The following is a 14,200-nucleotide window of genomic DNA, read 5'->3' as shown; positions in this document are numbered from 1 at the left end:
GCTTACTGCTGATTTATAGTTGCCGGAGTGGTGCGAAGGGAGGGACTCGAACCCTCACATCCGAAGGACACTAACACCTGAAGCTAGCGCGTCTACCAATTCCGCCACCATCGCGTACCGTGCCGGGCAATATAAATCTTGTGATTGTATTGGTGCGAAGGGAGGGACTCGAACCCTCACATCCAAAGGACACTAACACCTGAAGCTAGCGCGTCTACCAATTCCGCCACCATCGCGTTCCAATTGATTACTGTGTTGACGCATTCATCGGAATGTCATCAGCAAGTAACACAACCACGGGGGCGAATTCTAGAGATTTTCCCACAGGCGTCAATAGTTATTTCCCCCATTCCGGACGTTTGATGTAAAAAACAGCATATTCAGGATGAATGGTTCAATGTCACAGAGAGTCATCAGGTTAATCGATGGTTTAATCAACGGTTTTTCCAATAATGCGGTTCTGGCTCAGCGGATCAGCAGGGACGGAAAACAGCGCGATCAGCCAGTCCAGCAGCACGCGGATCCTCGGTGCCAGGAAACGGCCGGGCGGATACATGATGTATAACGGCATCGGTGGCGGAAGATACTGATGCAGTACTTCCACCAGTTCTCCCTGTGCCAGTTCCTGCGTCATCGCCAGTTGCGATGCCTGAATCAGCCCAAAGCCCGCTTTTGCGGCGGCGACATACGCGTCAGCGCCGCTAACGGTCAGTTTGCTGGCGAGCTGACACTTTTCAATCTTTCCGTCAGTCACAAACTCCAGATGCGACTCTGTCCGCTGGTGGGCAAAGAAATAGCCCACGGCCTGATGCCCGGTGAGATCATCCGGCGTCTGCGGCGTACCGAATTTCGCTAAATAGCCGGGAGAAGCGCAGGTAATTTGTTTCAAATCCGCCAGATGGCGTGACTGCAAATTATCATCTTCTGCAGGCCACGCGCGCACCACACAATCTACCCCCTGATCCAGCAGATTGATGGCGTTATCATTGGCACTGACGCTCAGGGTTATCTGCGGATAGCGCTGGTAAAACGCTGGCAGCGCGGGGATCACCTTCGCACGTGCCAGTGAATGGGGCATGTCGATGCGGACAATGCCTGCGGGCTGGGTTTTGTGATGCGCAAACAGAGCGTCCGATTCTTCCAGCGCCGAAATCAATTGCAGACAGCGTTGATAATAGATTTTGCCTTCGTCAGTGATTTTGACCTGGCGTGTCGTGCGCAGAAACAGGCGGACACCCAGTCGCTGTTCCAGACGTTTCAGGGTGGTACTGACCGTGGCGCGTGGCACATTAAGATCTTCTGCCGCCCGGCTGAAACTTTCCAGTTCGGCAATGCGGATGAAGGTTTTCATCGCCTGAATGTGATCCATAACGTTCTCTGTGATTGTTTGCAATTTATGAACAGTGTTGCACGTTTTTGCTGATTTATCTTTCCTGAAAGAACAACCACACTTAATCCGATTACTTCTCACTCTGTGTCATAAGGAAAATCCGATGAAACAACGTCAGTTGGGTAAAAATGGTCCGATGGTGTCAGCGCTGGGGCTGGGTTGCATGGGCATGAGCGACTTCTACACCACCGGCCTCGACGATAAAGAATCGATGGCAACGCTTGCGCGCGCGCTGGAACTGGGCGTCACAATGCTCGATACCGCCGACATGTATGGCCCGCATACCAATGAAGAACTGTTGGGACGCTTCCTGAAAGGGCGTCGAAATCAGGTTTTTTTAGCCACCAAATTCGGCATTGTGCGTGACCCGTCCAACCCGCAGGTTCGTGGGACAAACGGCCATCCGGACTATGTCCGCCAATCCGTAGAAGGCAGCCTGAAGCGTCTGGGGACGGAGGTTATCGATCTCTATTATCAGCACCGCCCTGATGCGACGGTGCCGGTTGAAGAAACGATCGGCGCGCTGTCGGATCTGGTGCATGAAGGCAAGATCCGTTATATCGGGCTGAGTGAAGTGCCGGTGAGCATTCTGGAGCGTGCACACAAAGTGCATCCGGTCACCGCGTTGCAAACCGAATATTCGCTCTGGTCGCGTGATGTGGAAGCTGACATTTTACCGGCGTGTGAGCGCCTGGGGATTGGTTTTGTGCCTTACAGTCCGCTGGGACGGGGTTTTCTGACCGGACAAATCCGTTCAGTGGACGATCTGGATTTGGATGATTACCGTCGCGAGAGTCCGCGTTTTCAGGGAGAAAACTTCGCGAAAAATCTGCAACTGGCGGAAAAAATCAGTGAACTGGCGCAGGACAAAGGAGTGAAACCCTCGCAGCTGGCGCTGGCGTGGGTATTAGCGCAGGGCGATAACATAGTGCCGATCCCTGGCACTAAACATCGTCATTATCTTGAGGAAAACATCGCCGCGCTTGATGTCTCCCTGAGTGAAGCCGAAATCGCGGCGATCGAAGCAGTATTTCCTTTCCGCGTGGCAGCGGGTGATCGCTACAACGCAGAACTGATGCGTTTCCTCAGTGCCTGACTGATTAACGTTTTTTCTTTTTCAGATCGCGCGGCGGACGTCCACGTACGGCCCGGTACACCTTGAAGCGACCGTTTTGTGCCAGTACTTCGTGGCTGCCAAAGGTGTCATCAAGCAGGGCGGCGTAAGGCAGGAAGGCGTTCGCCACAATGCGCAGTTCGCCGCCGATATTCAGATGACTTACCGCACCACGGATCAACTGCTCCGCCGCCGTCAGGCTGGTTTGCAGACCTTCGTGGAATGGCGGGTTGGAGATGATCATATCGAAACGACCGGCAATGTCGGAATAGACGTTGCTGGCGATGACTTCGCCCGGCAAATCGTTCGCCGCCAGTGTAGCGCGGCTGGCTTCAATAGCGGCCGCGCTCACATCACTGAGCGTGATTTTCATCTTCGGCGAGTACATGGCCAGCACAGAAGCCAGCACGCCGGAACCACAGGCGACATCCAGCACTTTACCTTTAACCGGTTCTTCGAAGCTGTTGATCAGCAACAGGCTTCCGCTGTCCAGACCTTCCCGGCTGAAGACGCCCGGCAGGGTTTTAATGGTCACTTCTTCGACCATGTACTGATCCCACCAGCCATCAGCATCAAACTCAGGCTGCTTTTCCAGACGGCCATGGTACAAACCGCAACGACGCGCACTGTCGATTTTGCTCAGTTCGCACAGACCTTCGAGCGTGGTTTCCGCGCTGCGCACACCACTGCGGTTTTCACCGATGACAAACACATCAATGCCAACTGGCAAGTGTGACAGTAAGTTGAACAGCTGGAATTTTGCTTCCAGTTTGCTCTTTGGCCAGTAATAGACGAGCACATCGCACGGCGCGATGAATTCAGCGTCAGCAACTAAGCCAAACTGAACGTTTTCTCCCAGCGCTTTGCTGAGCATCTGCCAGTGGTGATACATATTGGTGTGGACGCGAACTTCTTCGGCGTCAATTTCAGCAGGCAGGCTGTCTTGTAAGTCACCGGCGAACAGGACGCGGCGGCCTTCAAATTCTTCGCTGTGGCGCAGTATGACTTCACTGGCCGGAGTTAATGCAGACATCAGGGTGTGGCTCCTCAAGGATTAGCGGGCGATTATAGAGGTTTATTGGCGCATGTTCGATGTGTTTGCTAGCATAGCCGGGCTTTTCGTACTTCAACCGGCAGGGAACAGGCATGGCATCCAGACGAGATACGCTGTTACAACAACTGGGCATTACCCAGTGGACGCTGCGCCGGCCTGCTGTATTACAAGGCGAAGTGGCGGTCAGTCTGCCTGCGGAAACCCAGTTGCTGATTGTTGCCGCCGTTCCGCCAGCGGAGGATGATCCGCTGGTCAGGGATGTTTTGCGCAGCCTGGCGCTGACAGAATCACAAGTTTACCGCCTGACACCTGAACAGGTCACTATGTTACCTGAAGATACCCGCTGCAATATCTGGCGACTGGGGTTAAGCGAACCGCTGACTCTTGCTGGCCCGCAGCTCTCCAGTCCGGCCCTGGCCGAACTCTATCAAGACGCCGGCGCCAAACGTGCGCTCTGGCAGCAGATCTGTGAAAATGAACAACATTTCTATCCTGACGCCCGCTGATCTTCCCCGTGCATTTGCCATCGAACAAGCCAGTCATGCCTTTCCGTGGACTGAAAATACGCTTGCCAGCAATCAGGGCGAACGCTACCTGAACCTTAAAATCATGCAGGGCGAGGTGATGGCGGGATTTGCGATTACCCAAATTGTTCTCGACGAAGCCACCTTGTTTAATATCGCTATCGATCCGGCTTTTCAGCGACAGGGCTTAGGTCGCAGGTTGCTGGAAGAAGTGATACAACTGCTTGAGCAGAAAGATGTTTTTACGTTATGGCTTGAAGTCCGTGCTTCCAACGCCAAAGCTATCGCGCTGTATGAAAGCCTCGGTTTTAATGAACTCTCCGTTCGCCGTAATTACTATCCCGCCGCACAAGGCCGCGAAGATGCCATCATGATGGCGTTGCCGCTGGGCTGAAAGAATGGGGGTACCCTGGTCTGCCGTTAAAGTGCATCCTGATGAAACCATTGAAATTGCGCGTGAACGCTGGCCAGATTTGCTTACGGAGTTACCGATGCTTGAAGAACATAAAATAGTTCTGCGAGAACACTGGGCCGCACTTTCAACCGACTTCCGTTTCTAACGCGCTCTCTTAGTCACACCATACAAAAAAACCATTGATTGCCCATACCGTCTAAATCAGTGAAAATAGCCGGCTATAACTTTTATTACCGCTTTGCCTGACGTCACCTTCTGACGTGATGTGAAATCCTATGCAGGGCGGACCAACAGCAGAAACGTGAAAAACATGTCTCCAAGTGAATACGCCCTTGAAGTGGCTAAGCGCCGCACATTTGCCATCATCTCTCACCCCGATGCCGGTAAAACCACCATTACTGAAAAAGTTTTGTTATTCGGACAGGCCATTCAAACCGCCGGTACAGTAAAAGGCCGTGGCTCCAGCCATCACGCCAAATCCGACTGGATGGAAATGGAGAAACAACGTGGTATTTCCATCACCACGTCCGTGATGCAGTTCCCGTACAAGCAGTGTCTGGTTAACCTGCTCGACACCCCAGGGCACGAAGACTTCTCCGAAGATACCTACCGTACGCTGACCGCCGTTGACTGCTGTCTGATGGTGATCGATGCCGCAAAAGGTGTCGAAGATCGTACCCGTAAACTGATGGAAGTCACCCGTCTGCGCGATACGCCGATCCTGACTTTTATGAACAAACTCGACCGTGACATCCGTGACCCGATGGAAGTGATGGACGAAGTGGAGCGTGAGCTGAAAATCGCCTGCTCTCCGATTACCTGGCCAATCGGCTGCGGTAAATTGTTCAAAGGGGTTTATCACCTTTATAAAGACGAAGTGTATCTGTACCAGACCGGTAAAGGTCACACCATTCAGGAAGTTCGCGTGGTCAAAGGCCTGAACAATCCTGAGCTGGATGCTGCCGTTGGCGAAGATCTGGCCGCACAATTGCGTGATGAGCTGGAACTGGTGCAGGGCGCGTCGCATGAATTCGACCATGAGGCTTTCCTGCAGGGCGAACTGACACCGGTCTTCTTCGGTACGGCACTCGGTAACTTTGGTGTTGACCATATGCTCGACGGTCTGGTGGACTGGGCGCCTGCGCCGATGCCACGTAAAACTGACCTGCGCGAAGTGAAAGCCGATGATGAGAAATTCACCGGTTTTGTTTTCAAAATTCAGGCCAACATGGACCCGAAACACCGTGACCGCGTGGCGTTCATGCGAGTGGTGTCCGGTAAATATGAAAAAGGCATGAAACTGCGTCAGGTGCGTACCGGCAAAGATGTAGTGATTTCCGATGCGCTGACCTTTATGGCCGGAGACCGTTCGCACGTTGAAGAAGCCTATCCTGGCGACATCATTGGTCTGCATAACCACGGCACAATTCAGATTGGCGACACCTTTACTCAGGGTGAGAACATGAAATTCACCGGCATTCCTAACTTTGCCCCTGAACTGTTCCGTCGTATTCGTCTGCGTGACCCGCTGAAACAGAAACAGTTGCTGAAAGGGCTGGTACAGCTTTCAGAGGAAGGTGCGGTACAGGTCTTCCGTCCGATTGCCAACAACGATTTAATCGTCGGTGCGGTCGGGGTGTTGCAGTTTGAAGTGGTGGTGGCGCGTCTGAAAAGCGAATACAACGTGGAAGCGATTTATGAATCTGTGAACGTCTCGACTGCCCGTTGGGTTGAATGCAGTGACGTGAAGAAATTCGAAGAATTTAAACGCAAAAATGAAACCAATCTGGCGCTCGATGGTGGTGATAATTTAGCGTACATCGCACCAACAATGGTGAACCTGAATCTGGCGTCTGAGCGTTATCCGGAAGTTAAATTCCGCAAAACCCGCGAACATTAATTCTTCTATTATCAGGTTCTGAAACAGAAAGACGGTAAATTGGCCGTCTTTTTTTTCGCCTTTCGCCTGCCCGGAACAGTTTATCCTCTTACCCTCCCTGATTATTTAATCACCGCCCTGGCTGAAAAATGGGCGCAAACCGCCCCCGGCACTAAGACTTGTCTGCATTAGAGGCCATATTCGACGATCTCCCTACTAATCTGATCATTCTTGACTATATTAAATGTGTGTTCAGGACGGGTGGCTTAAAGCACTACTTTGAAGTCACGTTGCAGAGTGTTATGTCGTATGGCGATCATAAGCCAGAATAAAACGATGTACTCTGCTACAAGGAAAGTAAAAACAGCAGCAATACAATTTGTTAGAAGGCGTCACCAAGAATGTGACGTGTAGAGCCGCAATCAAGGCTCATAAACCGAAAGGAAGAAATCGATGAAAAATTCTAAATTTGCCTATTCCATGATGGCTGTAGTTCTGGGTACCGCACTGATGAGCGGTAGCGCTTTGGCTGCAACGACGACTACAGATAGCGCAGGTGCAAAAATCGATAGTTCCATGAAGAAAGTTGATAACTACATGGGCGACAGTGCCATCACAGCAAAAGTGAAAAGTGCTCTGGTAGATGATAAAGCGATTAAAAGCAACGATATCTCCGTCACGACCAATTCCGGCGTTGTCACGCTGAGCGGTTTTGTGGGTTCACAGGCTGAAGCTGAGCAGGCTGTGGCAGTAGCCACTAAAGTTGAAGGTGTTAAATCCGTCAGCGACAAACTGCATACCAAAGACAGCAAAGATCAAAGCGTTAAAGGCTATGCCGGTGACAGCGCGACCACGGCCTCTGTAAAAGCTAAATTGCTGGCTGATGACATCGTCCCATCACGTAACGTGAAAGTTGAAACTACCGACGGCGTGGTACAGCTTTCCGGTAACGTGAAAGATCAGGCACAGTCTGACCGTGCTGAAAGCGTCGCCAAAACCGTTGATGGCGTGAAAAGCGTCAAAAATGATCTGAAAGTCGCACCGTAACGATCATCTGCTGTAGCTGTTGTCTATAGCGCCCTCCTCAGGGCAGGGCGCTTTATTTTCGGAATAACGCATAACTATATTTATTTATGTGCCTGCTGAATATTCGGGATGAACGGAATTGCCTGCAGTTGGGAAAAATATCGTGTCGGAAACGCTAACACTTTCATTTTTCGACTACCTTTATTAAGTAATTCGTTTTTTTGTTACTGGCTGTAGCCGGTTGATAAAGCGTCAGAAGGCAATATTTCACAGTGAGTCCGGCCCGAGGCGGGGCACAACCTTTTAAAATGGCAAAGTGAAAATAGGGTAAAGGAGAAGCTTATGTTTCGTTGGGGCATTATTTTTCTAATCATCGCGTTGATCGCGGCGGCTCTTGGTTTCGGTGGTTTGGCGGGTACAGCTGCCTGGGCTGCAAAAATCGTCTTCGTAGTCGGTATCATTCTGTTCCTGGTCAGCCTGTTTACGGGTCGTAAGCGACTTTGACCACATCACTTCAGTGATGCCAAAAAGCGTTAGTTAATCACATCGCCCCCTTCAGTGAAGGGGGCGATTTTTTTATGCAGGTATCCTGGCCGTTAACAGGACGTAACGATTTTGTCGTCCGATTTTGGCAAGAAATTCACCCAAAGCAGGAAGACGAGGTATGCTCAGAAATGAAGGCTAACCGGGTGGAGCCATTTGCGTGAGGACGATGCGTTGGGATACAGAATACCTGTCACGCTGGGGAATATAGAAGCGCTGGCGTACAAACCCTATACGCCGGGGAAGATTGCCCTGGTGTGCGAAGGCGGCGGACAGAGAGGCATTTTTACGGCAGGTGTGCTGGATGAGTTTCAGCGCGCGCGTTTCAACCCCTTTGATTTATATCTGGGTACCTCTGCGGGTGCGCAAAATCTCTCTGCCTTTGTCTGCGGGCAGCCCGGCTATGCCAGAAGGGTGATTACCCGTTATACCACCAGTCCTGAGTTTTTTAACCCGCTGCGATTTGTGCGGGGCGGACATCTTATCGATCTCGACTGGCTGGTTGAAGAAACGGCTAAAAACATGCCACTGGCGATGGAAAGCGCAGAAAAGTTGCTCATTGATGGCCGTGAGTTCCTGATGTGTGCCTGTCGCAGTGATGACTACACGGCTAATTATTTTTCACCGACGCGGGAAAACTGGCTGCCGGTGATCAAAGCCTCCAGCGCTATTCCGGGTTTTTACCGCCTGGGGGTGGATCTGGAAGGTATCAGCTATCAGGACGGCGGCATCAGCGATGCGATCCCTGTTGAGGAAGCTTATCGCCGTGGCGCGGATACCATTGTAGTGATCCGTACCGTTCCCTCTGCGATGTTCTATACGCCGCAGTGGATGAAACGTATGGAACAATGGCTGAGCGAAAGCAGTCTGCAACAGCTGGTGCGCATGATGCAGCATCATGAAGAGAGCTATCACCGTATCCAGCAGTTCATTGAGAATCCGCCGGATGATGTGCGTATTTTTGAAATCTTCCCACCCAAACCGCTGGCCAGCCATGCGCTCGGTAGCCGTCTGCCTGCGCTAAATCAGGATTACCATCTCGGCCGCCGTTGCGGACGGTATTTTTTGTCTGCCGCAGCACACTGGCTGTTACCGCGTGAAAACGAGCGTCCTTATCCGCTGATCGAACCGCGCGTGACACGCCGTCCGCAACGGATCGTGGTGCCGCAGGACGAGCCAGAAAATGTGATCCCGTTGGCGGCATCTGCCAGCACGGCGGAGCAAATCATTCTCGATCCCGCCGTGCTGACGGACATGGTCGCCGACGGAGGGATAGTGCGTCCGGCTGCGTTTAAAGACAGCGTAGTCAGTGTGTCTTCACCGCAACGCGCCGCATCAGACAGGCTACAACCGGAAAGCTCCGCGCCATCAGAAAATTATCCATCCAGTGAGGGCGAAAAGTTGTGAGTTACACCTTCATCGATACGCACTGCCATTTCGATTTTCCACCGTTTACAGGGGCGGAAACCGAAAGTTTGCGCCTCGCCGGACAGGCTGGTGTGCGGCAGATTATTGTTCCCGCTGTCACGTCTGATCGTTTTAACGGCATTCTCTCGCTGGCAAAAAAATTTCCGCCGTTGCATGCCGCGCTGGGGTTACATCCCCTTTATGTTGCACAACACCAGGACAGTTGCGTGGAATTACTGGATTCGCTGCTCAGTCGCCGGGATCCTCATCTGGTGGCCGTCGGGGAAGTTGGCCTGGATTTATACATGGAAGAGCCGAGATTTGAGCAACAACAACGGTTGCTGAAAGCGCAGTTTGCTCTGGCAAAACGTGAGACGCTGCCGGTGATCCTGCATTCCCGGCGCAGCCACGATCAGCTGGCAGCGATGCTGCGTCAGGCAAAACTGCCGGCGACCGGGGTGGTACACGGATTTGCAGGCAGTCTTTCTCAGGCACAGGCGTTTATTAAACTGGGTTTTGCGATAGGCGTCGGCGGCACCATCAGCTATGAGCGTGCGCAGAAAACCCGGCATGTGATGGCCGGATTACCCCTTTCCTCTTTGCTGCTCGAAACCGATGCGCCCGATATGCCGTTGCAGGGTTTTCAGGGGCAGCCTAACCGCCCTGAGCGTGCGGCTAATGTATTCGACATTTTGTGCAGCCTGCGCAGTGAAACGCCCGAACAGATTGCCGGCGCATTGCTCGATAATACCCGACGCATCTTTAATCTCCCTTCGCTGTGAACCCTGAGAAAGACTAAATTGTGATTTAAATAACATTCACATTGACGCGGCTGAGCCTGCATAAAAAGGTTTTCTGGTAATTCACGATTTAATTTCTCTTTAAAATGTTATTATTATAACATTACCTGCGCGATTGCCGCCGGGTGATTGCGGTGTAATCCCCCGAACTCCGTTTGTCATGATTCGGGTATACACTCTTATAAGGGTCGAATACTGAGCATAAAGGCTATGAAATGTGATTTATATCTCATTTCATCAAGCAACGTTGCAAACGGTTTTCATTTTGTGTGAAATACTGCACACAGGAACCTGATGTGACGTGTTCAAATAGTCACAACGTATTGGCGTCAGCCAATCCAAGCGCGGTGAGAAGGATCTCAGTTGCCACGTAAGCCACTACACGCCGCTTACGCACGCTATCTTCAAGGAACCAAGTCCGCTCGCCAACCGTGCAGAATTTTTTTCCCGAGGGTAAACGCGGGAAATAATTCATGACTGTATGCTCAGTTCTGGCCGGTCGCTGGAATTGAAAATTGTTGGAGAGTTATATGACCGATTTAACCGCCGCAGCGCAACGTGCGCTGAACCTGATGGATTTAACCACCCTGAACGAAGACGACACGGATGCGAAAGTGATCGCACTTTGTCATCAGGCGAAGAGCCCGGCAGGAAATACTGCTGCCGTCTGCATTTATCCTCGTTTTATTCCTGTTGCCCGCAAAACTCTGCGTGAGCAAGGTACGCCGGACATCCGCATTGCAACCGTGACCAACTTCCCGCACGGTAATGATGATCTTGAGATCGCGCTGGCAGAAACCCGTGCGGCAATTGCTTACGGTGCCGATGAAGTTGACGTGGTATTCCCGTACCGTGCGCTGATTGCCGGTAACGAGCAGATTGGTTTTGAGATGGTCAGACAATGCAAAGAAGCCTGTGCTGCCGCCAACGTCCTGCTGAAAGTGATCATCGAAACCGGTGAACTCAGGCAAGATGCCCTGATCCGCAAAGCGTCTGAAATTGCGATCAAAGCCGGGGCTGATTTCATCAAAACCTCCACAGGGAAAGTGCCTGAAAATGCCACGCTGCATAGCGCTGAGCTGATGATGAGCGTCATTGCAGAGATGGGCGTGGGCGAAACTGTCGGTTTCAAACCGGCTGGTGGCGTGAAAACCGCTGAAGACGCTGCGCAATATCTGGCGCTGGCTGACCGCCTGCTGGGCCGCGAATGGGCTGACGCACGTCACTTCCGTTTCGGCGCATCCAGTCTGCTGGCCAGTCTGCTCACCACGCTGGGTCACGCGGGTCAGAAAGCCACCAGCAGCTACTAATCATTGTTGTTATGCCGATGCCGTGGCGCTGTTTTACAGCGTCCGGTATTCGCATCCACATTTAGCGTTCAGCTCAGGCAGGGGGATACCTTGTTTCTCGCACAAGAAATTATTCGTAAAAAACGTGACGGTCAGCCTTTAAGCGACGAGGAAATTCGTTTCTTCATTAATGGTATTCGCGACAGCCAGGTTTCAGAAGGCCAGATTGCCGCGCTGGCAATGACTATCTATTTCAATGACATGTCTATGAAAGAACGTGTTTCGCTGACCATGGCGATGCGTGATTCAGGCACCGTGCTCAACTGGAAAAGCCTCGGCCTGAACGGTCCGGTCGTGGATAAGCATTCGACCGGCGGCGTGGGTGATGTGACCTCGCTGATGCTGGGCCCGATGGTAGCGGCATGCGGCGGTTATGTCCCGATGATTTCCGGCCGTGGTCTCGGTCATACCGGCGGTACGCTCGATAAACTCGAAGCGATTCCGGGCTTCGATATTTTCCCGGATGACAGCCGTTTTCGCAGCATCATTCAGGATGTCGGCGTGGCAATCATCGGCCAGACCAGCTCGCTGGCACCGGCAGATAAGCGTTTCTATGCAACCCGCGATATCACCGCAACCGTCGATTCCATTCCGCTGATCACGGCTTCGATCCTCGCCAAAAAACTGGCTGAAGGCCTGGATGCGTTGGTGATGGACGTCAAGGTGGGGTCCGGCGCGTTCATGCCGACTTATTCGCTGTCAGAAGATCTGGCGCAGGCGATTGTCGATGTGGCGAATGGTGCGGGTTGTAAAACCACCGCGTTGCTGACTGATATGAATCAGGTGCTGGCATCCAGCGCCGGTAATGCGGTTGAAGTGCGTGAAGCCGTGCGCTTCCTGACAGGTGAATACCGTAATCCGCGCCTGCTGGAAGTCACCATGGCGCTGTGTGTTGAAATGCTGCTGTCCGGCGGTCTGGCAAAAGATGACGCCGACGCCCGCCGCCAGTTGCAGGCTGTGCTGGATAACGGCAAAGCCGCCGAAGTCTTTGGCCGCATGATTGCTGCCCAGAAAGGCCCGGCCGATTTCATCGAGAATTACGATCGTTATCTGCAACAGGCCACGCTGAGCAAACCGGTTTATGCCGAAGGCAACGGGATTGTCAGTGCGATGGACACCCGTGCGCTGGGCATGACCGTCGTGTCACTGGGGGGCGGACGTCGCCGCGCCAGCGATGCCATCGACTACAGCGTCGGTCTGACCCATATGGCACAACTGGGCCAGCAGGTGGATACCCGTCAGCCACTGGCGATGATCCACGCCAACAGTGAAGCGGCCTGGCAGCAGGCGGCGCAGGAAGTGCGTGCGGCGATTGTCCTGAGCGACAACGCGCCGGAAAGCACGCCGGTGATTTACCGTCGGATCGGCAGTAACGCTTGATTTCAGGCCACATCGCCCCCATTTAAGATTGATCAGGTGCGCGGCAGTTCCGCGTGACCCAATGCGTAACCATTCGCAGGAGAGCAAAATGAAACGTACATTTATCATGGTGTTAGACTCATTCGGTATCGGTGCCAGTGAAGATGCCGGGCGCTTTGGTGATACCGGTTCTGACACATTGGGCCACATCGCGGCTGCCTGCGCGCGTGGCGATGCGGACAAAGGCCGTCAGGGCCCGCTGAATCTGCCTAACCTGACCCGCCTGGGGTTGGCGAAAGCCGCTGAAGAATCTACCGGAAAAATCCCTGACGGCATGGACGGAAATGCTGAAATTACCGGCGCCTATGCTTACGCCAGCGAGTTGTCTTCCGGTAAAGATACCCCGTCAGGCCACTGGGAAATCGCCGGCGTGCCTGTTTTGTTTGACTGGGGCTATTTCAGCGATACCACCAACAGTTTCCCGCAGGAACTGCTCGATAAACTGGTAGAGCGCGCTAATCTGCCGGGCTATCTCGGTAACTGCCACTCTTCCGGTACCGTTGTGCTGGATGAGTTGGGCGAAGAACACATGAAAACCGGCAAGCCGATTTTCTACACCTCTGCTGACTCCGTCTTCCAGATTGCCTGCCACGAAGAAACCTTCGGGCTGGATCGCCTGTACGAACTGTGCGAAATCGCCCGTGAAGAGCTGACCGAAGGCGGCTACAACATCGGTCGCGTGATTGCCCGTCCGTTCATCGGCGATAAAGCCGGTAACTTCGAGCGTACCGGTAATCGTCATGACTTAGCGGTTGAGCCACCGGCTCCGACCATCCTGAAAAAGCTGGTCGATGAGAAAAAGGGTCATGTGGTGTCTGTGGGTAAAATTGCAGATATTTATGCACAGGTTGGTATCACTAAAAAGGTGAAGGCCACCGGTCTGGACGCGCTGTTTGACGCCACCATCGAAGAGATGAAACAAGCCGGGGACAAAACCATCGTCTTCACCAACTTTGTTGATTTCGACTCCTCTTACGGCCATCGCCGTGATGTGCCGGGTTATGCTGCCGCGCTGGAGTTGTTCGACCGCCGCATGCCTGAACTGCTGGAGCTGGTGAAAGAAGATGACATCATCATTTTCACGGCTGATCACGGTTGTGACCCGACCTGGCGGGGTACCGATCACACCCGCGAGCACATTCCGGTCTTAATCTATGGCCCGAAAGTAAAACCGGGTTCATTAGGCCATCGTGAAACTTTCGCGGATATCGGCCAGACAGTCGCCAAATATTTCGATCTGTCGCCGATGGATTACGGTAAGTCGATGCTATAACGCTTTG

14 protein-coding genes and 2 tRNA genes are annotated in these 14,200 nt (G+C 52.8%); 12 read left to right on the top strand and 4 right to left on the bottom strand.

All coding sequences use genetic code 11. The features are described from left to right. Positions 1–28: 28 nt before the first annotated feature. The 3 genes from ETV65_RS13285 to ETV65_RS13275 form a co-directional block, all read right to left on the bottom strand. Positions 29–114 (bottom strand) — tRNA-Leu (locus ETV65_RS13285). Between the two features lie 36 nt (positions 115–150). After that, positions 151–236: transfer RNA gene (locus ETV65_RS13280), tRNA-Leu, on the bottom strand. Positions 237–430: 194 nt separating this feature from the next. Continuing rightward, complete coding sequence (locus tag ETV65_RS13275) at positions 431–1,369, bottom strand: LysR family transcriptional regulator (protein ID WP_129953284.1); 939 nt, start codon at positions 1,367–1,369, stop codon at positions 431–433. A 124-nt stretch (positions 1,370–1,493) separates the two neighbouring features. On the opposite strand from ETV65_RS13275, the gene ETV65_RS13270 reads away from it, so the two are divergent. Beyond that, positions 1,494–2,486, top strand: coding sequence for an aldo/keto reductase (locus ETV65_RS13270; protein WP_129953283.1), 993 nt, complete (start codon positions 1,494–1,496; stop codon positions 2,484–2,486). Between the two features lie 4 nt (positions 2,487–2,490). Here the strand turns inward: ETV65_RS13270 and rsmC are convergent, their stop codons facing one another. Further along, positions 2,491–3,537 (bottom strand): 16S rRNA (guanine(1207)-N(2))-methyltransferase RsmC, encoded by a 1,047-nt coding sequence (gene rsmC, locus ETV65_RS13265; protein ID WP_015698767.1) that lies wholly within the window; start codon positions 3,535–3,537, stop codon positions 2,491–2,493. A 113-nt stretch (positions 3,538–3,650) separates the two neighbouring features. On the opposite strand from rsmC, the gene ETV65_RS13260 reads away from it, so the two are divergent. The 11 genes from ETV65_RS13260 (at position 3,651) to deoB (ending at position 14,193) form a co-directional block, all read left to right on the top strand. Beyond that, the gene (locus tag ETV65_RS13260) at positions 3,651–4,064 is read left to right on the top strand and encodes a DNA polymerase III subunit psi (protein WP_129953282.1); all 414 of its coding nucleotides are present in this window, start codon (positions 3,651–3,653) and stop codon (positions 4,062–4,064) included. Further along, positions 4,033–4,476: a ribosomal protein S18-alanine N-acetyltransferase gene (gene rimI, locus ETV65_RS13255; RefSeq protein ID WP_129953281.1), complete on the top strand. Its 444-nt coding sequence runs from the start codon at positions 4,033–4,035 to the stop codon at positions 4,474–4,476. Before ETV65_RS13260 ends, rimI begins: the two co-directional genes overlap by 32 nt. Before the next feature lie 4 nt (positions 4,477–4,480). Beyond that, positions 4,481–4,642: a hypothetical protein gene (locus tag ETV65_RS13250; protein ID WP_240782837.1), complete on the top strand. Its 162-nt coding sequence runs from the start codon at positions 4,481–4,483 to the stop codon at positions 4,640–4,642. A 165-nt stretch (positions 4,643–4,807) separates the two neighbouring features. After that, the gene (prfC, locus tag ETV65_RS13245; RefSeq protein WP_129953280.1) at positions 4,808–6,397 is read left to right on the top strand and encodes a peptide chain release factor 3; all 1,590 of its coding nucleotides are present in this window, start codon (positions 4,808–4,810) and stop codon (positions 6,395–6,397) included. Positions 6,398–6,829: 432 nt separating this feature from the next. Then, the gene (gene osmY, locus ETV65_RS13240) at positions 6,830–7,423 is read left to right on the top strand and encodes a molecular chaperone OsmY (RefSeq protein ID WP_129953279.1); all 594 of its coding nucleotides are present in this window, start codon (positions 6,830–6,832) and stop codon (positions 7,421–7,423) included. Positions 7,424–7,744: 321 nt separating this feature from the next. After that, the gene (locus tag ETV65_RS13235) at positions 7,745–7,906 is read left to right on the top strand and encodes a DUF1328 domain-containing protein (protein ID WP_013577105.1); all 162 of its coding nucleotides are present in this window, start codon (positions 7,745–7,747) and stop codon (positions 7,904–7,906) included. 213 nt (positions 7,907–8,119) lie between these two features. Further along, positions 8,120–9,352, top strand: a complete 1,233-nt coding sequence (locus tag ETV65_RS13230) for a patatin family protein (RefSeq protein ID WP_240782836.1) — start codon at positions 8,120–8,122, stop codon at positions 9,350–9,352. Continuing rightward, the gene (locus ETV65_RS13225) at positions 9,349–10,134 is read left to right on the top strand and encodes a TatD family hydrolase (RefSeq protein WP_129953277.1); all 786 of its coding nucleotides are present in this window, start codon (positions 9,349–9,351) and stop codon (positions 10,132–10,134) included. Before ETV65_RS13230 ends, ETV65_RS13225 begins: the two co-directional genes overlap by 4 nt. A 548-nt stretch (positions 10,135–10,682) precedes the next feature. Beyond that, positions 10,683–11,462 (top strand): deoxyribose-phosphate aldolase, encoded by a 780-nt coding sequence (gene deoC / locus ETV65_RS13220; protein ID WP_129953276.1) that lies wholly within the window; start codon positions 10,683–10,685, stop codon positions 11,460–11,462. Between the two features lie 90 nt (positions 11,463–11,552). Then, on the top strand, positions 11,553–12,881 hold the full coding sequence (deoA, locus tag ETV65_RS13215) for a thymidine phosphorylase (protein ID WP_129953275.1): 1,329 nt from the start codon (positions 11,553–11,555) through the stop codon (positions 12,879–12,881). An 88-nt stretch (positions 12,882–12,969) separates the two neighbouring features. After that, a complete protein-coding gene (deoB, locus tag ETV65_RS13210) occupies positions 12,970–14,193 on the top strand; it encodes a phosphopentomutase (protein WP_129953274.1) in 1,224 nt (407 codons plus the stop codon). The last annotated feature ends 7 nt before the right edge of the window (positions 14,194–14,200 follow it).

Origin of the sequence: Rahnella sp. RFA10(1/100), from assembly GCF_004195115.1 — a bacterium.
In the GTDB taxonomy this organism is placed as follows: Bacteria; Pseudomonadota; Gammaproteobacteria; order Enterobacterales; family Enterobacteriaceae; genus Rahnella; species Rahnella perminowiae.
This window is presented reverse-complemented; position numbering and strand designations above follow the sequence as displayed.